This is a genomic window from Acidibrevibacterium fodinaquatile, from assembly GCF_003352165.1.
GTDB classification, from domain to species: Bacteria; Pseudomonadota; Alphaproteobacteria; order Acetobacterales; family Acetobacteraceae; genus Acidibrevibacterium; species Acidibrevibacterium fodinaquatile.
Map to the genome: position 1 here is coordinate 2,225,266 of NZ_CP029176.1, position 20,826 is coordinate 2,246,091.

The 20,826-nt window shown below is 65.5% G+C and carries 19 protein-coding genes and 1 pseudogene; 1 reads left to right on the plus strand and 19 read right to left on the minus strand.

From position 1 onward, the window contains the following. Positions 1-164: 164 nt before the first annotated feature. Together DEF76_RS10640 and trpS are read right to left on the minus strand one after the other, a co-directional pair. Positions 165-719 carry a histidine phosphatase family protein gene (locus DEF76_RS10640; RefSeq protein WP_114912314.1) on the minus strand — a complete coding sequence of 185 codons (555 nt, stop codon included), beginning with the start codon at positions 717-719 and terminating at the stop codon, positions 165-167. After that, complete coding sequence (trpS, locus tag DEF76_RS10645; RefSeq protein WP_114912315.1) at positions 716-1,735, minus strand: tryptophan--tRNA ligase; 1,020 nt, start codon at positions 1,733-1,735, stop codon at positions 716-718. Before trpS ends, DEF76_RS10640 begins: the two co-directional genes overlap by 4 nt. 76 nt (positions 1,736-1,811) lie before the next feature. Between trpS and DEF76_RS10650 the strand changes: the two genes are divergently transcribed. Then, the gene (locus tag DEF76_RS10650) at positions 1,812-2,561 is read left to right on the plus strand and encodes an SDR family NAD(P)-dependent oxidoreductase (RefSeq protein WP_114912316.1); all 750 of its coding nucleotides are present in this window, start codon (positions 1,812-1,814) and stop codon (positions 2,559-2,561) included. Here DEF76_RS10650 and DEF76_RS10655 read toward each other — a convergent pair. The 17 genes and pseudogenes from DEF76_RS10655 to glyA all read right to left on the minus strand — a co-directional run bounded on the left by DEF76_RS10655 (position 2,558) and on the right by glyA (position 20,713). Next, entirely contained in the window at positions 2,558-5,872 is a 3,315-nt protein-coding gene (locus DEF76_RS10655) for a Hint domain-containing protein (protein ID WP_162800598.1), read from the minus strand. The two genes, DEF76_RS10650 and DEF76_RS10655, sit on opposite strands and share 4 nt — an antisense overlap. A 210-nt stretch (positions 5,873-6,082) precedes the next feature. Then, positions 6,083-6,172 (minus strand): annotated as a pseudogene (locus tag DEF76_RS10660) (IS5/IS1182 family transposase); the annotation flags it as partial. Positions 6,173-6,333: 161 nt separating this feature from the next. Further along, positions 6,334-7,404, minus strand: a complete 1,071-nt coding sequence (locus DEF76_RS10665) for an IS630 family transposase (protein WP_114910930.1) — start codon at positions 7,402-7,404, stop codon at positions 6,334-6,336. Positions 7,405-7,423: 19 nt separating this feature from the next. Further along, complete coding sequence (locus DEF76_RS10670; protein ID WP_114912318.1) at positions 7,424-7,714, minus strand: integrase core domain-containing protein; 291 nt, start codon at positions 7,712-7,714, stop codon at positions 7,424-7,426. Next, positions 7,711-7,941, minus strand: coding sequence for a hypothetical protein (locus DEF76_RS10675; RefSeq protein ID WP_114912319.1), 231 nt, complete (start codon positions 7,939-7,941; stop codon positions 7,711-7,713). Before DEF76_RS10675 ends, DEF76_RS10670 begins: the two co-directional genes overlap by 4 nt. A 204-nt stretch (positions 7,942-8,145) precedes the next feature. Next, positions 8,146-10,416 carry an adenosylcobalamin-dependent ribonucleoside-diphosphate reductase gene (locus DEF76_RS10680; RefSeq protein ID WP_114912320.1) on the minus strand — a complete coding sequence of 757 codons (2,271 nt, stop codon included), beginning with the start codon at positions 10,414-10,416 and terminating at the stop codon, positions 8,146-8,148. Positions 10,417-10,664: 248 nt separating this feature from the next. Next, positions 10,665-11,441 (minus strand): ABC transporter ATP-binding protein, encoded by a 777-nt coding sequence (locus DEF76_RS10685; RefSeq protein WP_114912321.1) that lies wholly within the window; start codon positions 11,439-11,441, stop codon positions 10,665-10,667. Continuing rightward, positions 11,438-12,217, minus strand: a complete 780-nt coding sequence (locus DEF76_RS10690; RefSeq protein ID WP_114912322.1) for an MlaE family ABC transporter permease — start codon at positions 12,215-12,217, stop codon at positions 11,438-11,440. The genes DEF76_RS10685 and DEF76_RS10690 overlap by 4 nt, the downstream gene beginning before the upstream one ends. A gap of 4 nt (positions 12,218-12,221) precedes the next feature. Further along, a complete protein-coding gene (gene alr, locus DEF76_RS10695) occupies positions 12,222-13,307 on the minus strand; it encodes an alanine racemase (RefSeq protein WP_114912323.1) in 1,086 nt (361 codons plus the stop codon). A 180-nt stretch (positions 13,308-13,487) separates the two neighbouring features. After that, the gene (locus tag DEF76_RS10700; protein WP_114912324.1) at positions 13,488-14,981 is read right to left on the minus strand and encodes a replicative DNA helicase; all 1,494 of its coding nucleotides are present in this window, start codon (positions 14,979-14,981) and stop codon (positions 13,488-13,490) included. A gap of 94 nt (positions 14,982-15,075) precedes the next feature. Further along, positions 15,076-15,555, minus strand: coding sequence for a transcription antitermination factor NusB (gene nusB / locus DEF76_RS10705; RefSeq protein WP_205215982.1), 480 nt, complete (start codon positions 15,553-15,555; stop codon positions 15,076-15,078). 16 nt (positions 15,556-15,571) lie between these two features. After that, on the minus strand, positions 15,572-16,054 hold the full coding sequence (gene ribH, locus DEF76_RS10710) for a 6,7-dimethyl-8-ribityllumazine synthase (RefSeq protein ID WP_114912326.1): 483 nt from the start codon (positions 16,052-16,054) through the stop codon (positions 15,572-15,574). Continuing rightward, a complete protein-coding gene (gene ribB / locus DEF76_RS10715; RefSeq protein ID WP_114912327.1) occupies positions 16,051-17,190 on the minus strand; it encodes a 3,4-dihydroxy-2-butanone-4-phosphate synthase in 1,140 nt (379 codons plus the stop codon). Before ribB ends, ribH begins: the two co-directional genes overlap by 4 nt. A gap of 11 nt (positions 17,191-17,201) precedes the next feature. Then, a complete protein-coding gene (locus DEF76_RS10720; protein WP_114912328.1) occupies positions 17,202-17,819 on the minus strand; it encodes a riboflavin synthase in 618 nt (205 codons plus the stop codon). Continuing rightward, complete coding sequence (gene ribD, locus DEF76_RS10725) at positions 17,820-18,938, minus strand: bifunctional diaminohydroxyphosphoribosylaminopyrimidine deaminase/5-amino-6-(5-phosphoribosylamino)uracil reductase RibD (protein ID WP_240318978.1); 1,119 nt, start codon at positions 18,936-18,938, stop codon at positions 17,820-17,822. Continuing rightward, positions 18,925-19,380, minus strand: coding sequence for a transcriptional regulator NrdR (gene nrdR / locus DEF76_RS10730; RefSeq protein ID WP_114912329.1), 456 nt, complete (start codon positions 19,378-19,380; stop codon positions 18,925-18,927). Before nrdR ends, ribD begins: the two co-directional genes overlap by 14 nt. Before the next feature lie 4 nt (positions 19,381-19,384). After that, positions 19,385-20,713 carry a serine hydroxymethyltransferase gene (gene glyA / locus DEF76_RS10735; protein ID WP_114912330.1) on the minus strand — a complete coding sequence of 443 codons (1,329 nt, stop codon included), beginning with the start codon at positions 20,711-20,713 and terminating at the stop codon, positions 19,385-19,387. Between the last annotated feature and the right edge of the window lie 113 nt (positions 20,714-20,826).

Here is a 20,826-nt window from a genome sequence, read left to right on the forward strand (position 1 = left end):
TAAGTAATAAAAACTCAACTTCCGGGAGAATTTTTGCGTCGCAACAACAACGTTGCCGCCGTCAACGGCAAAAAACCGCCCCAACCACTTCACATTTTAGTCCGGTTTAGAGAAAAATAAAATGATTTATTGACGAACCTGCCGGCGCCATTGCCGGCGCGGCCTCACGGGTGCCAGATGATCTCTTCCGGTGGCGGGGCGGCGGGGTCGGCGCGGCGCCATTCGCCGTTGGGGACGCTTTCACCGGTCAGCGCCAGGATGAACCCCCAATGCGCGACCACCAGAACCTCCCGCCAGTCCGGTAGCGCCGCGATCTCGGCACGAAAGCGCGCCGCGCGGCCGGTGATGCTTTCGCGGCTCTCCTCCATCGCCGGCCACCAGATTTCCTCGAGCGCGGAAAAATCATGACCGGGCCAGGCGCGCGCCAGTTCACTCGCCGGCGTGCCGATATCGCAGGCGAAGGCGTAACGCTCGCGCACCAGGGGCGAGACGGTAATGGGCACCGCAAGCCGCCGCGCGATCGGCGCCGCGGTTTGCAGGGCGCGGGTATAGGGCGAGACGATGATGCGGCTGATCCGCTCGCGCGCCAGGCTTTCCGCTGCCTGTTCGGCCTGGGCGTGGCCGAGCGGGGTCAGCGGCGCATCGGGAATGCCGGGATCGCGCCGCGTCGCGGTGAAATGGAGATTGAAGAGACTCTGGCCGTGGCGGAGAAGGATCATGCGCGCGCCAGAAAGCCGACCAGCCGCTCGGCCTCGGCGACGATCGGATCGGCGATCGCCGCCGCCCGCGAAGCCCCGGCGCGTAACACCGCCTCGATCGCCCCGGGATCAGCGAGCAGGCGGCGGGTTTCGGCGGCGATCGGCGCGAGATGGGCGATGACCAGCGCAGCCAGCGCCTCCTTGAAGGCGCCAAAGCCTTTTCCGCCATGCTCGGCGAGCACGGCGGCGGTCGGGAGATCGGCCAGCGCCGCGTAAATACCGACGAGATTGCGCGCCTCCGGCCGCCCTTCCAGCCCCACCGGCTCGCTCGGCAACGGCGCCGGATCGGTCTTGGCGCGGCGGATCTTGAGCGCGATCGCATCATTGTCATCGGTCAAGTTGATGCGCGATTGCTCGGACGGATCGGATTTCGACATTTTCTTGGTGCCGTCGCGCAAGCTCATCACCCGCGCCGCCGGGCCCATGATCAGGGGCTCGATCGCGGGGAAGAAATCGACGCCGTAATCGTGGTTGAATTTCTGCGCGATGTCGTTGGCGAGTTCGAGATGCTGCTTCTGGTCATCGCCGACCGGAACCCTCGTTGCGTGATAGGCGAGAATGTCGGCGGCCATCAGGTTGGGATAGACGTAGAGCCCGGCCGAAGCCGCCTCGCGATCCTTGCCGGCTTTGTCCTTGAACTGGGTCATCCGGTTGAGCCAGCCGAGACGCGCGACACAGTTGAAAATCCAGGCGAGCTGCGCATGTGCGCGCACCGCCGATTGATGAAACAGGATGTGGCGCTCGGGGTCGATGCCGCAAGCGATCAGGCTCGCCGCCATTTCGCGGGTTTGCGCGGCGAGCGCCCGCGGCTCCTGCCAGACGGTGATGGCGTGGAGATCGACGACGCAGAAAATGCATGCATGCCCCTCCTGCAGCCGCACCCAGTTGCGGAGCGCGCCGAGATAATTGCCGAGTGTCGGCACGCCGGAGGGCTGGATGCCGGAGAAGATGCGGGGAAGTGCGGTATTTTCGGTCATGATGGCGTCTTTTCCGGCCTCTTGCCGATGCGGTCAACCCGGATTACGCCTGTAGCGGCAAGCCAGGGAGGAAGCGATGAGCGAGATGCGGCGGTTCACCGATCAAGGCGCGATCATCACCGGGGGGGCGGCCGGGATCGGGCTCGCCTGCGCGAAAAGGCTCGCCGCGGAGGGGGCGCGGGTCAGTCTCTGGGATCTCGATCAGGCGGCGCTCGCCGCGGCCAAAGCTGAAATCGGCGCAAGCGCCCATAGCGTCGCCGTCGATGTCACCGATGCCGAGGCGGTGGTGGCGGCGGCCAAAGCCAGTGCCGCGGCGCTCGGGCGGGTCGATGTCCTGGTCGCGAGCGCCGGCATCTCCGGCCCCAACGTGCCGAGTTGGGAGTACCCGCTGGATGCCTGGCGGCGGGTGATCGATATCAATCTCCACGGCGTCTTTCATAGCTGCCGCGCCGTGGTGCCGATCATGCGCGCAGCCGGCTATGGCCGCATCGTCAATATCGCCTCGATCGCGGGGAAAGAGGGCAATCCCAACGCCGCCGCCTATTCCGCCTCGAAAGCAGCGGTGATCGGGCTCACCAAATCGCTCGGCAAGGAGCTGGCCGACACCGATATCCGCGTCAACTGCATCACCCCGGCGGCGGTGCGGACGGCGATTTTCGCGCAGATGACCGAGCAGCACATCAATTACATGCTCTCCAAAATCCCGCTCGGGCGCTTCGGCGAAGTGGACGAGATCGCGTCCCTGGTCGCCTGGCTGGCCTCGCGCGAGGCGAGCTTTTCCACCGGCGCGGTGTTCGACATTTCCGGCGGCCGGGCGACCTATTAGGCGGCGCGACGCGACCCGCGCGACGAAACCGCGCGCGCCGGCAAAAACGGCGCCAGCAGATAGGTGAGGCCGCTGGTCGCGGTGGTGCATTCCAACAACCCCGGGCCGAGGCGCGGCAGTTGCCCGGCGCCGTCGCTCCAGCGCCGGCGGTTCCCGGCGGTTTCTTCGAGATCGTGCCAGCCGTGGCTGAGATCGCCGAGCGGGATTTCGATCGCCCGCTCGCCCTCGCGAAAGACCAGGCGCCGGACGGCGACGCCGAGCGGGCGATGGTCAGCGCAATCGGGTAGGATCTCGCCAGGGATGGCGATCGCCGAGGTGAGCGTCAACCGCCCCCGCGCCGCCTCGGGAATCGGGAACACATAACTCACGACATCGTCTTTGCGGGTGACGGAGGCCGCCTCGATCCTGCGTGCGCCGAGGCGGAGATGGAGATCGGGATCGGCGCTCTCGATCGCGCCGAACACCGCAAGGCGGGCGCGCAGGCACCGGCGGGCAGCAAACCATTCCGGCCCGTCCCACACCAGCGGGAAACAGGTCTTGCGCCAATCTTGCGGCGGCCGCGGCGAGAAATCGGGATGGAGCACCATCCCCTCCCCCTCGAAATCGCGCCGGTTGCCGGTGTCGAGATAGCTTTCGCTCGGGCAATTCTCCGAAAACAACACGGCGTGTTCGTCAAGCTCGACATGGAAATACTCGACCAAAGCGACCGGCTCGCGCACCACGCTGACGCCGTTCAAGAGATGCTCGGCCGGGATCAGGGCGCCTTGGAGAAAAAGCGCATGCCCGGGCGAGACGCGAAGATCACGCGCCGGCACGCCATGGGCGATGGCGCCGGCGCGGATGCGGACCGGCTGCACCGCCGCCGGGCGCGGATGGCGCCGAATATCGATCCGCCGCCGTCCGATCCAGATGATCGGCCGGAACCCGCCGCCGAGCACCGCGACCGCGTCACCCGGACGCAAGCTCTCCACCGCGATCTCGCCGCGCTTCGTCCTGATCCGTGTGCCACGCACGAAACAGGGGATGGTGTTGGCGATCGCCTCCTGCCCGCCGAGATTGATCAGGCTGAAATCGTTCTGGGCGTAGCTCGCGCTCGGGTTGAGCTGGAGGGTTGCGAGCGGCGTGCCGGGATCGCTGACGCTGAGCACATTGCCGGCGCCGAGCGAGAGCTGATCGGCAGAATTGTAGGAATCGTTGGCAAGAACGATGGTATCGCCGGCGACGAGATGATCGATCGTGCCAGCGAACAGGCTCGGGTTGGTTGACGTATCGCCGAGCCCGATGGTCCCACTATTGCCGAGGATCAACGTCTCGCCAGCGGCAACCGCGCCCGAGAGAGTCCAATCCGCCCCGCTCGCCTCGGTGATGGTCTGGAAATTCTGGTACTGCGCCCCCGCCCCGCCGATGCCCCCCGCGATCGTCCCGGCGCTGCTCGCCGCGGCGAGATCGAGGGTGTTGGACAGCGTGATGACGCTGCCGTGGCTGACGTAGGCCGCAGTGCCATAAACGGCACCGATGAAACTCGCGCCGGGATCGAGGGTCAGAGCGGCATCGACACGGCCGAATTCGACCGCCTTGCCACCGGGGCCGACGGTGCTTTCGATCGTGCCGGCATTGACCAGCGTCGCGGCGCCGGCCGTGGCGCCGTAAAGGGCGACGCCAAAACTGCCCGAGATGGTGCCGCTCGCGGTGTTGGTGACGCTGCCGCCATCAATCAGAAGAACGCCAACGCCGTTTGCCACATTCGTGGCGATGGCGCCGCTATTGGTGACCGCGCCGGCCGTGCCGGTGATGTACACCCCGTCGGGACTGCCCGAGATGGCGCCGCCCGCGTTGTTGGTGACGCTGCCGCCATCCTGGAGATGGACGCTGCCGATGATGGTGCCGTTATTGGTGACCGTGCCGGCCGCCGTGCCGGTAACGTACACCCCGTCTAAATTGCCCGAGATCGTACCGCCCGCGTTGTTGGTGACACTGCCGCCATCCCGCAGAACGACCGCGTACTCAGTGTCGCCAATGATGGCGCCGCTATTGGTGACCGTGCCGGCCGCGCCGGTGACGTACACCCCGTCTGAAGTGCCCGAGATGGTGCCGCCCGCGTTGTTGACAACGCTGCCGCCATCGCGGAGATCGACAGGACCATTGATGATGCCGCCGGCATTGTTGATAACGCTGCCGCCATTCTCCAAAATGACGGCATCGCCAGCGCTGGAAATATTTGCGCGGTCGATTATGGTTCCGGCATTGGTGACCGTGCCCGCCGCGCCGGTGATGTACACCCCGACGGAACTGCCCGAGATGGTTCCGCCCACATTGTTGGTGACACTGCCGCCGTTTAAGAGATAGACGGCAGAGCTAACGCCGTTGCCGCCGGCACCGCCAGTGATGGTGCCGCTATTAGTGACCGCGCCGCCCGCGCCGGCGATGAACACCGCTTGGGCACCGCCCGAGATAGCGCCACCCGCGGCGTTGGTGACAGAGCCGTCCGCGCCGTAGATGAACACCCCTTCGAAACCGCTAGAGATAGTGCCGCCCGCGTTGTTGGTGACGGAGCCGTCATCCTGGAGAAAGACCGCAGGGCTACTGTCGCTGATGATGATGCCGCTATTGGTGACCGTACCAGCGCCGATGACATATACCCCAAATACATTGCCCGAGATGGTGCCGCCCGCGGTGTTGCTAACGCTGCCGCCATCTTTGAGTTCGACGGCATGGGCAAAGGCGCCGTTGCCAACGCCAATGATGCTGCCGCTATTGATGACCGTGCCGGCCGCGCCGGCGATGAACACCCCGTATGCATTGCCCGAGAGGGTCCCGCCCACGTCGTTGATAACGCTGCCGCCATCCTGGAGATCGATGCCCCTAGAGTTACCGTCAATTTCTCCGCTATTGGTGACGGTGCCGGCCGCACCGGTGATGAACACCCCGTATGTATTGCCCGAGATGGTGCCACCGGTCTCGTTCGTGACGCTGCCGCCATCCCGGAGAGCGACCGCGGCACTACCGTTGCCGATGATGGTGCCGCTATTGGTGACCGCGCCGGCCGCGCCGGAGAAGTACACCCCATTTGAATTGCCCGAGATGGTGCCGCCGGCATAGTTCGTGACGCTGCCGCCATCCCGGAGAGCGACTGCGGGACCACCGCCGCTGATGATGGTGCCGCTATTGGTGAGCACAACACCGCCCGTGGTCGGGCCGGCATAGACGCCAGGGGCGCTGCTGACGTTGATCTCGAGGAAACTGGCAACGTTGATGGAGGTGCCACTAAAGTCGAAGAAGACCGTACTGGTGATCGTTTCAGATGCCGCCATGATATGTCCCCGGAGCCCCAAGCCAAAAACGCGCATGATCCCGAAAACACTCAACCGCAAGAGGCAAGCGTGCGCGTCCAGCTTGCTTCAACGAGCGCAAAATCGATATTATTCGCGGCTAAGTTGTTGTTATTTCAGGAAAAACGCTAGACGAAATCTTCGGGTTTTCCAATAGGGATTGCTTAAAAAAATAAATCACCAGGCCTGTCATCAATTGAGCCAGATAACGGCGGCAGCGAGGTGGATGGCGGCGAGGAAATTCCGGGCGGTTTTGTCGTAACGAATGGCGATCGCTCGAAACTACTTGAGCTTGCAGAAGAAATGAGCTGGACCCTGTGACGAGGACCAGGGGCCTGGGAAATTAAGTTGGAAGTCGCGCCGTTCCGATCTCCATGAAAAACAAGCTGCTTTTTGCTGCTGTTGTGGCTGTGGAGATGTGGTCGACGCGGTAGTGCTCTGACTCAATCGGACGCTACAGGCAGCCGGCTGAGCTTGGCGAGGATGTCGTCAGCCGGCTTGGTCCAGACGAATGGCCTGGGGTTGCGGTTGTGCTCGCGGATGTAGCTGCGGATGGCGCGTTGGAGATCGGCGACGGAGGTGAACACGCCGCGCCGGATGCGCCGTCGGGTGATGACAGAGAAGAAGTTTTCGACGGCGTTGATCCAGGACGCGGAGGTTGGCGTGAAATGGAAGACCCAGCGCGGATGATCGGCCAGCCACTCCCTGACTTTAGGATGTTTGTGGGTGGCGTAGTTGTCGGCGATGGCGTGGATGATCTTGCCGGCGGGGACGGCGCGCTCGACGGCGTTGAGGAACCTGACGAATTCCTGATGGGTGTGCCGGGGCATGCAGCGGCCGACGACGGTGCCGTCGAGGACATTCAGAGCGGCGAACAGGGTGGTGGTGCCGTGGCGCTTGTAATCATGGGTCATGGTGCCGCAGCGGCCAGGCTTGATCGGCAGGCCGGGCTGGGTGCGGTCGAGCGCCTGGATCTGGCTTTTCTCGTCGATCGAGACGACGACGGCGTGCGCAGGCGGGTTCATGTAGAGCCCAACGATATCCTCGACCTTGGCGGCGAAAGCCGGGTCGTTGGATTTCTTGAAGGTCCTGATGCGGTGTGGCTGCAGGCGATGGGCCCGCCAGATGCGCTGCACCGCGCTCAGGCTGATGCCGACGGCGCTGGCCACCATACGGCCGGTCCAGTGGGTCGCCGCTTTCGGTGCCTCCCCGCAGGGCAGCGCCAGCACGCGGGCGATGGTCGCCGGCGACAACGGCGCCTTGCCCGGCTTGCGTGTCTTGTCGCGCAGCAATCCATCGACACCTTGCTCGGCAAAGCGCCGCTGCCAGCGCCATACCGACGGCCGGCTTGCTCCACTGCGCGCCGCCACCTCCAGCACGGTCAGACGCTCCGCCGATAGCAGAATGATCCTGGCACGCTGAACATGCTTCTGAGAACGGTTGCGATCCTCCACAATGGCGGCCAAACGCTCGCGGTCCGCGGAGTTGACGATGGGGATGACGGTCTGTGCCATGCACACAGAATCTCACAAATCAGCCCCGTTGTGAATCCTCTGTTTGGTTCAAAGCAGTAGCGTCGACCAAGCTCGCCGCCACGGCGAGCGCCATAGCCACAGCCATCGGCGGCAGCGCGCCGATCATCGCTTCGCGCCAGATCGCCATCGGCGCACGGTTCCTCAGCGCCTGATGCGGGCGATGGTGGTTGTAAAAACCCATCCATTGGGACACGCCAGACCGCGCCACGGCCAGCAGCGCGCATTGCCGCCGGAGCGACAGGGTCGGATCATCTCGGTCGAGCGTCAGTCGGCGATCCGGGGCGCTCACTTTCCGAACCTCATGGCAAAAAAATCATTCTCGATCGTCAGCTGCCCGATCTTCGCAGGCAGCTTCTCGATCTCTCGTCGCGCCGCAACCTCGGCATCCTGACCCACTTTCAGGTCAACGGCGCGCGCCGCGTGGTCCTGCAGCGGAGTCTTCCAGGCATAGATCTGGTTCGGGTGAACCTGATACCGCGCCGCCAGATCGGCGACCGTCGCTTTGATCCGATTCAAAGCTCAAACCCGCAGCGCCTCCAAGGCAATCTTCGCCGCCATCGCCGCATCAATCTTCCGTCTTGCCTTCGTCGTCATCATCCGCTCCGTCTATCACGACAGAACGGCGCTTTTCCAACTACGCCCCTGGTCCCATTTCCGGGTCCAGCTCACTTGGGAATCCCAAGCCGTAACCAAAAATCAAACCCTAATTGATGACATGGCCTAGCTGCATTTCGACCAACCACAGTGAAAACATGAGAGACAGCCTGCTTCCTTGACCAATCCCGGCTGGCTGCATTTCGGACAAATCGGGCCAACCAGCCCGCCGCGCGATGGCACCGCCTTATCATCCGCCAAGGTGTCGTCCAACAGCGGCATGGCGAGAAATCCGGTCGAGATCATATGACGTTCAATGACATCGCCGATCGCCGCGACCAGTGAGGGCACATAGCGGCCATTATGCCAGTGTCCGCCGCGCGGGTCGAAAACCTGTTTCAGCTCCTCGGCGACAAATCCGACTTCGCCGCCGCGACGAAACACCGCGCTGATCATCCGCGTCAACGCCACCACCCAGGCATAATGCTCGAGATTCTTCGAGTTCACGAACACCTCGAAGGGGCGCCGTGTGCCATCGTGCTCGATATCGTTGATGGTGACGTAGAGCGCGTGCTCACTGTCCGGCCAACGCAATTTGTAAGTGGCCCCGGTAAGTTTTTCGGCGCGCAGCAGAAGCTCCGGCCCGGTTAGCGAGGGCGGCGCGGCGGCGGTCGGCTTGACTTCGAGCACCGAGCCAGTGATCGCGTTCGGACGATAGGTCGTGCAGCCCTTGCAGCCGGAACGATAGGCGTCACGATAGACCTCTTGAAAATCGGCGAAGGAAATATCCTCGGGCACATTGACGGTTTTCGAAATCGCACTATCGACATGGCGCTGCACCGCCGCCTGCATGCGCACATGCTCGGCGGGCGTCAGATCTTGCGCGGTGACGAAATGCGCGGGCAGAGGTGCTTCCGGCCCAAACATGTCGCGATAGAGCCTGACCGCGTGATCCGAAACCTCCTCCTCGCGAAGCGACCCATCGGGTTCGCGGACCTTGCGGGTGTAGCTATGGGCGAATACCGGCTCGATGCCGCTCGAGATATTGTCGGCAAGCAGGGAGATCGTGCCGGTTGGCGCGATTGAGGTCAGCAGCGCGTTTCTGATGCCGTTTTCGGCGATCAGCGCGCGCACGTCTTCGTCGAGTTCGCGCACGCTCTCGCCGGCGAGATAGGCATCCCGATCGAAAAGCGGGAACGCGCCTTTTTCGGCGGCGAGATGGGCCGAGGTGAGATAGGCAATACGATTGACACGCCGCGCCCACTCGCCGGCAACCGCCGCCGCGCTCAGCGAGCCATAGCGTTCGCCGCACATCATCAGGGCGTCGGCAAGCCCGGTGACGCCAAGCCCGATGCGTCGCTTGACCATCGCCTCGCGGCGCTGCGCCTCGAGCGGAAAGCCGGAAACATCGATGGTATTGTCCATCATCCGCACCGCCGTCGCGACCAGCTCGTCGAGCAACGCCGTGTCGAGCTGCGCGCGCGCGCTGAACGGCTCACGGATCAGCCGCGCGAGATTGATCGAGCCGAGCAAACAGGCGCCATAAGGCGGCAAGGGCTGTTCGGCGCAAGGGTTGGTCGCGTGGATGGTTTCGCAATAGGCGAGATTGTTGCGGGCGTTGATGCGATCGATGAACAAAACGCCCGGCTCGGCGTAGTCATAGGTCGCGCGGGTGATGCTGTCCCAAAGCGCGCGGGCGCGCACGCTGCGATAGGTCTTCCCCTCGAAGCGGAGCGGCCAATCGGCATCGGCGTCGATCGCCGCCATGAAATCATCGGTGACCAGAACCGAAAGATTGAAATTGCGCAGCCGCCCGGGCTCGCGCTTGGCGGCGATGAACGCCTCGATATCGGGGTGATCACAGCGCAACGTCGCCATCATCGCGCCGCGCCGGGCGCCCGCCGACATGATGGTGCGGCACATCGCATCCCACACATCCATGAATGAGAGCGGGCCCGAGGCATCGGCGCCGACCCCCTTGACCACCGCCCCCTTGGGCCGGAGCGTCGAGAAATCATAGCCGATGCCGCCGCCCTGCTGCATGGTGAGCGCGGCTTCGCGCAAATTTTCGAAAATACCGCCAAGATCGTCCGGGATATCGCCCATGACGAAGCAGTTGAAGAGGGTGACGCGGCGGCCGCTGCCCGCACCCGAGAGAATCCGCCCGGCCGGGAGAAAGCGGAAATCCTCGAGCGCGACGTAGAACCGCTCTTCCCACGCCGCCGGATCACGCTCGGGGGCCGCGAGCGCGCGGGCAACCCGTCGCCAGCTGTCTTCGAGGGTGCGATCGAGCGGTGTGCCATCGAGGGTTTTTAGGCGATATTTGGCATCCCAGACTTGGCGCGAAATCGGCGCGATGCGCGCGGTGGCGCCGGTTTCGGCTAACGGGATATCCATCTCGTCCCTCCTCGATTGAGATCTACGAAGCAAGCTGCCGCGACGCTCAACGGGGTTAGGCGAACGCGACCTAGCCTGCGGGCGACCCGACTCCGGTGGTGTGTGAGTATAGGATTTTCTCGTGCAAAGGGTAAGGCCGGGCGAGGCCGGGCGTCGGGGATTCGCCGATGAAAGTTCCTCGACCTCCCAAAAAAATAAATCTATTTCAATAGTTTATTCGCTCTGCGCGGAAATCCGATGGCCCTGCCTCACCGCCGCACTTCCATCTGGATTGGCCCCTCGCGCCGGCCATGGGTGAATTGATCGACCAGCGGATTACCGCTCGCCATCAAATCCGCAGCCGCCCCCTGCCAGACGATCCTGCCGCCATAAAGCATCGCCGCCCGGTCGCCGATGCGTCGCGCGCTCGCCATGTCGTGGGTGATGGCGATCGCGGTGCTGCCGAGGCGCTTGACGCAATCGACGATGAGCCCATCGATCACCGCGCCCATGATCGGGTCGAGTCCGGTCGTCGGCTCGTCGAAAAACAGGATGTCGGGCCTTGCCGCGATGGCGCGGGCGAGGCCGACGCGCTTTTGCATCCCGCCCGAGAGTTCCGCCGGAAACAGCGGCGCGACATCGGCCCCGAGCCCGACCTGCGCCAGCACCTCGATCGCCGCCGCCCGCGCCGCGCGCCGCGTAATCTGGTGGCGGGCGAGCAGACCGAAGGCGACATTCTCCCAAACCGGCAGGCTGTCAAACAGCGCCGCATTCTGAAACAGCATGCCGACCCGCGCTCGCACCTCGGCCAAAGCCTTGCCCGAAAGCCCGCCGAGGGCGACGCCGTCGATCTCGATGGTCCCCGCATCCGGCGCGATCAGGCCGAGAATGCACTTGATCAGCACCGATTTTCCCGAACCCGAGCCGCCGATCACGACCAGTGAGGTGCCCGCTTCGATATCGAGATCGATCCCCGCCAGAACCTGCTTATCGCCAAACGCCTTGGTGAGGCCGCGCAGGCGGATCATTGGAACGGCGGCACTCATCGCGTAAAAAACATTTCCGTGAGCACGTAATCGAAGGCGAGGATCAGGACCGAAGCGCTCACCACCGCGGCAGTGGTCGCGCTGCCCACCCCCTCGGCGCCGCCGCGGCTGTTATAGCCGAAGAAACACCCCATCAAGGCGACCAGAAAGCCGAACACCGCCGCTTTCACGAGGCCCGACACCACATCCATAGTCTGCATGAAAGCCAGCGTGTTGGAGAGATAGGTGTAAGGGTTGAAGCCGAGCTTGGCGGTCGCGATGATGAAGCCGCCAAGCACGCCGATGATGTCGGCAATCAAGACGAGCAGCGGCAGCGCGATCGCGGCGGCGAGTAGGCGCGGCGTCACCAGGTATTTCATCGGGTTGGTGGAGAGCGTTGTCAGCGCGTCGATCTGGTCGGTAACCCGCATGGTGCCGATCTCGGCCGCCATCGCCGCACCCACGCGCCCCGCGACCATCAGCCCGGCGAGCACCGGGCCCAGTTCGCGCGTCACCGAGAGCACCACGAGGTTGGCGATCGCGCCCTCGGCGGAAAACCGGGCAAAGCCGGTGTAGGATTGCAACGCCAACACCATGCCGGTGAATACCGCCGTCAGCGCGACCACAGGCAGGCTGAAATAGCCGATCTCGATCAGAGCACGCGCGAACATCCGCCCGTAATAGGGCGGGCGGATGAGGTGCGAGATCCCCTCCAGCGTGAACAAGGCCAGCCGGCCGGCGAAACCACAGGCATCGAGCACGAAGCGGCCGAGCGCCGCAAGCAGCGTGAGCGGCATCGGCCTAGAGCGCTGCGGCGGGAAGCACGACGCGGGCGATGCGCGCGCCGAGCCCGGTCAGGATTTCGTAGGGCGAGGTATCGAGCAGCGCCGCGATGCGCTCGGGCGGCATCGCCTGGCCGATTAGCTCCAACCAGCTTCCCGGACCGATGCCGGGATGGTCGGTGATGTCGTAGGTGGTGAGGTCCATGGAGACACGCCCTACCAGCGGAACCGGGGCGCCGTCAAAAAACGCGCTCCCCCGGCCGGCGAGACGGAACGGCCAGCCATCGGCATAGCCGATGCCGAGGGTTGCGATCCGGCTCGGCCGTGCCGCGCGCCAAGTCGCGTTATAGCCGACCGGGGCCCCCGCCGGCACATCGCGCACCTGCAAGACGCGCGCCAGGAGACGGCATGCGAGGCGCATCGGATTGGCGGCGTGCGGGGTCGGGTTGATGCCGTAAAGCGCCGCCCCGGCGCGGGCGAGGTCGGAGGCGAAGGCGGGGCCGAGGAAAATGCCGGAAGAATTGGCGAGGCTGCGCTTGACCGGCGGCAAGCGCGCGCAGGCTTGCGCAAAACGCTGGCGCTGCGCTGCGTTCAGCGGATCCTCCGCGGTCTCGGCGGCGACGAGATGGGTCATCACAAAACGGAGATCGAGATTTTGCAGCGGTTCGGGCGCCTGCGCGAGGCGATCGAGTTCCGCGTCATCGAGCCCGAGCCGCGCCATCCCGGTATCGATGTGAAGGATCGCCGGCAAGCGCCGCCCGAGACGGCCGGCCGCCGCCGCGAAGGTGGTGATTTCGGCGAATGTTCCGAGCACCGGCACGAGATCGTGATGCACGAACGCCTCGATGACATCGGCGCCAGGAGCCGGGCCGAGCCCCCCCAGAACCGCGAGCATCGCCCCCGGGATCAACGGCCTGAGCGCCAGCGCTTCCCCGAGATGGGCGGTGAAGAAATGCCGGCATCCGGCCGCGAACAAGGCCGGCGCGACCAGAGCCGCCCCCAACCCATAGGCATCGGCCTTGACCACCGCAGCGACCGCGCCGCCGGCATGGCGGGCCGAGAGATCGCGCCAATTGGCGATGATCGCCGCCTGATCGATCTCCAAGACCGCACTCGTACCAGGCCGACGACGGAAAGACTCCACGCCGAAGGAAATCACGAAAAATGTTCTTTTTTGAAAAAAAGAACTAAAAAACTTATGTCCGTTGGGCGCTGCCCGCGCCGAGCGGCGGGGGAAAAGTCTTTTTGCTTCTTTTTCTTCAGAAAAAGAAGGCTCTTACCCGTCTTAGTGAATATCATCACCATGATGATCCGGATCGAGATCGGCAAAGCGGGTGAATTCGGCCTCGAAAAAGAGATCGATCTTGCCCGTCGGGCCATGGCGTTGCTTGGCGATGAACAATTCGGCTTTGTTATAAACACGATCCATATCACGCTGCCACTTGGCGAGCGCGTCCTGATATTTTTCCTCCGACTCGAAAGCGAGCTGCTTCGGCGCGCGTTGTTGAAGGTAATATTCATCACGATAGATGAACATCACCGCGTCGGCATCTTGCTCGATAGTGCCGGATTCGCGCAAGTCCGAGAGCTGCGGGCGCTTGTCCTCGCGGCTTTCGACGGCGCGCGAGAGCTGCGAGAGGGCGATCACCGGCACCGCCAGCTCCTTCGCGATCGCTTTCAGCCCTTGGGTGATTTGGCTGATCTCAAGCACCCGGTTTTCCGGTCGTGTGCCGGCGGCGGGGCGCATCAATTGCAGGTAATCGACCACCACCAAGGCGAGGCCACGGGTGCGTTTGAGCCGGCGGCAGCGGGTGCGCAGCGCCGAAAGCGTGATCGCCGGGGTATCGTCGATCTCGAGTGGCAGGCCGCTCAAAGTGCGGCTGACTTCGACGAAGCGATCGAAATCGCGCTGGGCGATGTCGCCGCGGCGAATGCGGTCGGCGCTGATGCGGGCATTTTCGGCGAGGATGCGGGAGGCAAGCTGCTCGGCGCTCATTTCCAGTGAGAAGATCGCAACCGCTGCCTTGGGGGCCGCGCCCAGCGCCTCGGCGCGCAGGGCCTGCGCCGCGCCGAAGGCGATCTTGGTCGCGAGCGCCGTTTTGCCCATCCCTGGCCGACCGGCGAGGATCAGGAGATCGGAGGGATGCAAGCCGCCGAGACGCTGGTCGAGATCACGCAACCCGGTCGAAAGGCCGGAGACATGGCCGCTCCGCTGAAACGCCCGCTCGGCGCCGGCGATTGCCTCGGTGAGCGCGCGGTCGAAGGTAACGAAGCCGCCTTCCGCCGAGCCGCGCGTCGCGAGGTCGAACAGAGCCTGCTCGGCGGCTTCGATCTGCGCCCGGCCGTCGATCGCGTCTTCATCGCCGAAGGCGCGGTTGACCACGACCTCGCCGAGATCGACGAGTTGGCGGCGGATCCAGGCGTCGTGAATAGTGCGGCCGTAATCGCCGGCGTTGATGATGCCGACCATGGCGCCAAGCAACTGCGCAAGATAGGCGGTCCCGCCGACCTCGGCGAGGATGCCGGAATGCTCGAACTCGGCTTTCAGCGTCACCGCGTCGGCGAGCTGCCCGGCCTCGATGCGGCGCGCGATCGCCTGATAGATGCGGCCATGGATCGGATCGGCGAAATGCTCGGGCGCGAGAAATTCGGAAACCCGTTCATAGGCCTTGTTATTGGCGAGCAGCGCACCGAGCAGGGCCTGCTCGGCCTCGAGATTGGCCGGCGGCAGGCGGAGCGCGACGCCGCCAGCCGGCAACGAGGGATCGATCTTGTTCATGCCCGTCGCACTCTAGACCGCCGCGCGCCCGCTGTCCTGGCCGCGCCCCCTGTGGATTGGGTGAATAAAGGGGATGGTTTGCCCGGCGCGCCGTTCAGCGCGGCTCGGAAAATTCCCCCGCCCGGCGCCGATGGGCGATGCGGTTGAGAACGCCGTTGATCAGGCCGGGCTCATCGCCAGAGAAGAATCCGTGCGCGATATCGAGATATTCATTGATCACGACCCGCGCCGGCGGCCCGTCCGGCATCAGGATCTCCGCGACGGCGGCGCGCAAAAGCGCCCGCAACACCGCATCGAGGCGCAGGAGCGGCCATTCCGGCGGCAAAGCCTCGGCGATGTCGCTATCGAGCGCCGCCTCGCTCGCGGCGGCGCGGAGGATGCGCGCAAATAGCGTAACCTCGGCCTCCGGCACCCTCCCCTCGGCGAAGCCGCCCGCCCCCGGCGGGTCGCCGAGGCGGTGGCGGATGAATTCCTGCATCACCGCCTCGAGGCTCTGCTCGCGCTGCTCGGCTTGGAACAAAGCCTGCACCGCCGCGACTCGTGAGGCGGTGCGTGGGCGGGGGTGCGCGGTCATCGGCATCGCCCACCCATCACAGTGCCCCGAGACGCCGCCCGGCGGCGATCTGCTTGAGCACCGCGACCGCGGCTTCCGCGCCCTTGTTGTGGCCATCGCGCCCAGAACGCGCTTCTGCCTGCGCCAGCGTGTCGACGGTGAGGAGCCCGGTGCCGAGCGCGATGCCATAGGTCAGCGAGAGCTGCATCAGCCCGTTCATCGCCGCGCTGCAGATGAATTCATAGTGATCGGTCTCGCCACGGACCACGCAGCCGAGCGCGATGAAGCCATCGAAACGCCGCGCGCCGCGCAAGGCGAGGCGTATTGCCTGGGCGAGTTCATAGGCGCCGGCGACATCGATGGTCTCGTGCGTCGCCCCGGCGGCGTCCAAAATCTCCGCAGCCCCACGCGAAAGCCCATCGACCACCGCCTGATAATAGGGGGCGCGAACGATCAGCACGGCGGGCGGCGGGCCGGCGATCTCGGGTGCGCGCGGCAGCGCCGCGTCTTCGGTGCTCATCGGCCCGTCTCCACCGCTGGCGGCGCGATCGGCCGCTGCTCGACGATTTCGATGCCGTATCCGTCGAGACCGATGATGGTGCGTGGCGTGTTCGAGAGCAGAATCAGATCGCGTACGCCAAGATCGAGCAGGATCTGTGCGCCGATGCCATAATTGCGGAGTTCGAGCGGCGGCCGCTCGGCGGCGGCGAGCAGGCGCACGCGCTCGGAAAGTGCGTGCGGCCGATGCTCGCGCAGCAGGACCACGACGCCGCGCCCCTCGCGCTCGATCATCGCCATCGCGCCATGCAGGCTGGAGCTGTGGGCGCCGCCGAGAATGTCATCGAGAAGATCGACCGCGTGCATGCGCGCCATCACCGGCCCGGGGGCCGCGAGATCCCCCTTCACCAGCGCCATATGCTCGGCCTCCTCGACCTTGGTGCGATAGACGACGAGCCGCCAAGCGCCGCCGATCGCGTCGGCGATGGTACCCTCCTCGACCCGGCGCACCAGCTTCTCGGTGCGTCGGCGATGGGTGATGAGATCGGCGATGGTGCCGAGCTTGAGGTTGTGGAGCTGCGCGAAGGCGACGAGATCGGGCAGCCGCGCCATGCTGCCGTCGTCGTTCATGATCTCGCAGATCACACCGGCGGGGATCAGGCCGGCGAGGCGGGCGATGTCGACCGCCGCCTCGGTATGCCCGGCACGCACCAAAACGCCGCCCTCGCGCGCGGCAAGCGGGAAAACATGGCCCGGCGTGGTGATGTCGGCCCGCGTCGTTTCCGGGTTGATCGCGACCGCGATGGTATGGGCACGGTCGGCGGCGGAAATACCGGTGGTGACACCCTCGCGTGCCTCGATCGAGACGGTGAAGGCGGTCTGGTGGCGGGTGCCGTTCGACTGGCTCATCAATGGCAGACCGAGCTGCTCGATCCGCGCGCCGGTGAGCGCAAGACAAATTAGCCCGCGCGCGTGCCGCGCCATGAAATTGACCGCGTCCGGCGTTGCGAACTGCGCCGGGATGACGAGATCGCCCTCGTTTTCGCGATCCTCGTCATCGACGAGGATGAACATCCGCCCAGCCTGTGCCTCCGCGATCAATTCCTCGGCGGTGGCGAAATAGGTCGAGAGATGGGCGGTTTTCAACGTATCCGGCATGGTTCTGTCCTTCATGGCCGCGCCTGAAGCCGCGCGACATAGCGCGCCAGCAGGTCGATTTCGATATTCACCGCCATCCCCGGAACGAGGGTGCCAAACCCAGTGACCGCGGCGGTATGGGGAATGATATTGACGCCGAACTCATTCTCCGCCGCGCTCCCCGGCACCCCGACCTCATTGACCGTCAGCGACACACCGTCGATCGCGATGCTGCCTTTTTCGGCGACGAACCGGGCAAGTGCGGCGGGTAGGCGAAAGCGAAAGCGCAGCGAGCCATTCTCGGGCGCCACCGAGAGGGTTTCGCCGACGCCATCGACATGGCCGGAGACGAGATGGCCGCCGAGTTCGTCGCCGAGGCGAAGGGCGCGTTCAAGATTGACCGGGCTGCCCGCCCGCCAGCGCCCGAGCGTCGTGCGCGCGAGCGTCTCGGCCGAGACATCGGCGGCGAACCAGTCCCCGCCGCGCGCGACCACGGTCAAGCAGCAGCCCGAACAGGCGATCGAGGCGCCGAGCGGAATGGCGCCGGTATCGGGCCAGGGGGCGGCGATCACGAGCCGCATATCGGCGCCGGCGCCGAGCGGGCGGATCTCGCGCACGTCCCCCAGCGCGCTGATGATACCGGTGAACATCTATTCCGTCCTCTCGAACTCGCTCAACACATCGTCCCCAAGCAGGGTCACGGCGCGGCGCGAAAAGCGCGGCATGGCGGCGAGCTGCGCGATGCCGAACCCCTGCGCCGCTGGCCAGCCATCGCCGCCCATCACGCTCGGGGCATGAAACCAGGCGAGACGATCGACCAGATTGTCACGCAGCAGCGCCGCCGCAAGCTGCGCCCCGCCTTCGACCAAGAGACGGGTGATGCCGGCCTGGCCGAGCGCCCGCAAGCCGGCCGCGAGATCGATCCCGGCCTCGGCGCCGGGCAAGGGAAACAGCCGCGCGCCGAGATCGGCGAAGGCGCGCTTGCGCGCGGCATCGGTGCGGTCATGGATGAGAAACCAGACCGGCCCGAGATCGAGGCTCGCCATGACGCTCGCCGTCATTCGGGTGCGGAGATGGCTGTCGGCAACGATCCGCACCAACGGACGGGCGCGATAGCCCGGTAGGCGGCAGGTGAGGCGCGGATCATCGGCGAGCAGGGTGCCGACCCCGACCAACACCGCATCATGACGGCCGCGCAGCGCGTGCGCGGCACGGCGCGCGGGCTCGCCGGTGATCCACTGACTCTCGCCGGCGCGGGTCGCGATGCGGCCATCGAGGGTGGTCGCGAGCTTCAGCGTCACCAGCGGCCGGCCGCGCGTGACCACGCTCACGAAGCCGGCGGCGAGAGCGGCCGCTTCGTCCGCGAGAATACCCTCAGCGACGGTGATCCCGGCCGCGCGCAAGGCGGCGATGCCAGCGCCGTTGACGCGCGGATCAGGGTCGCGAAGCGCGACAACCACCCGGGCGACGCCGGCCGCGATCAGCGCCTCGGTGCAGGGGGGCGTCTGGCCGGTATGGCAACAGGGTTCGAGGGTGACATAAACGGTCGCCCCATGCGCCGCCCCCCCGGCCATGGTGAGCGCCGCGGTTTCGGCGTGCGGGCGGCCGCCGGGCGCGGTCGCACCCCGGCCGACGACGCGGCCTTCGGCGCCGACGATGACACAGCCGACGGCGGGATTTGGCCAGGTCTCGCCGAGCCGGCGCGCCGCGAGCGCGAGGGCGGCGCGCATGTGATCCCGATCCTCGTCGGCGAGATCACCCCTGGTCATCGAGCGAGCCGAGGAAGGCCTCGAAATCCTTGGCCTCACGGAAATCACGATAGACGCTGGCGAAGCGCACATAGGCGACTTCATCGACCTCGCGCAGCGTCTCCATCACCGCTTCGCCGATCTGCTGGCTTGCGATGTCGTTTTCGCCGCTCGCCTCCAACTGACGGACGATGCCGTTGACGATGCGCTCGATCCGCTCCTCCTGCACCGGGCGCTTCCTAAGGGCGATGCGCACCGAGCGGGCGAGCTTGTCGCGCTCGAACGGCACCCTTCTCCCATCCGCCTTGATCACGGTGAGTTCGCGCAGCTGGACCCGCTCGACGGTGGTGAAACGCTGGCTGCAGGCCGGGCAAAAACGCCGCCGCCGGATCGCCGCCCCGTCATCGGAGGGGCGGCTATCCTTGACCTGGGTATCCTCATGCCCGCAGAACGGACAGCGCATCGTCTCAGCGTCCGGCGTCCAGGGTCGGCGCGAACGCCGTATAGATCGGAAAACGCCGGCAAAGTTCGCGCACGCGCGCCGCAACCGCGGCCTCGGCGGCGTCATTGCGGCCATCGTTGCTGGCGCCGAGGCCATCGAGCACGTCCCCGATCATTTCGCCGACAGCGCGGAACTCTGCCGCGCCGAAGCCGCGCGTCGCCGCCGCCGGGGTGCCGAGCCGGATGCCCGAGGTGATCGCCGGCTTCTCCGGATCGAAGGGGATCGCATTCTTGTTCGCGGTGATGCCGGCGCGCTCGAGGCTGGCTTCCGCGGCCTTACCGGTGACCCTTTTGGGGCGCAGATCGACCAGCATCAAATGGCTGTCGGTCCCGCCGGTGACGATCGCGAGGCCGCGTTCGACCAATGTCGCCGCGAGGATTTTGGCGTTTTCCAACACCTGTGCCTGATAAGCACGAAACGCCGGCGTCAACGCCTCACCAAACGCCACCGCCTTGGCGGCGATGACATGCATCAGGGGTCCGCCCTGAAGCCCCGGAAACAGCGCCGAATTGATCTTCTTGGCAAGCTCGGGATCGTTGGTCAGCACCATGCCGCCGCGCGGGCCGCGCAGCGTCTTGTGGGTGGTGGTGGTGGTAACATGGGCATGCGGCAGCGGGCTCGGATAGAGCCCGGCGGCAACGAGACCGGCGAAATGCGCCATATCGACCATGAACCAAGCGCCGACCGCGTCGGCGACCTTGCGGATACGGGCGAAATCGATGACCCGCGGATAGGCCGAGCCCCCGGCGATGATCAATTTCGGCCGCTCGGCGTGCGCGAGACGCTCCAATTCCTCGTAATCGAGCAGCCCATCCTCGCGGCGGACGCCATACTGCACGGCGCGGAACCATTTGCCCGAGAGATTGGGCGCGGCGCCATGGGTCAGATGTCCGCCGGCGGCGAGTGACATGCCGAGGATGGTATCCCCGGGCTGGAGCAAAGCGAGAAACACCGTCTGATTGGCCTGCGCCCCGGAATGCGGCTGGACATTGGCGAATTCGGCGGAAAACAACGCCCGGGCGCGCGCGATCGCCAGCTCTTCCGCGATATCGACGGCGGCGCAGCCGCCATAATAACGACGCCCGGGATAACCTTCGGCGTATTTGTTGGTGAGCACCGAGCCCTGCGCTTCCAGCACCGCGCGCGAGACGATGTTTTCGCTTGCGATCAGCTCGATCCCGTCCTGCTGGCGGGCGAGTTCCTGCGCGACCGCCCGCGCCAGCTCCGGATCCGCCGCGTCAAGGGATGCCTCAAAAAACCGCGCCTGGTTTGGCGCCTCGCGATGCTCACGCATTGCCTGCCCTGCTCTCCACTGAAAACCGCTATGCCGCCGCAGGCTCTAGCACCGCGCGCGGCGGGGGGAAACCGCGAAGCCAGGGGTCAGGTCCGCGAAATCGGCGCCCCGGC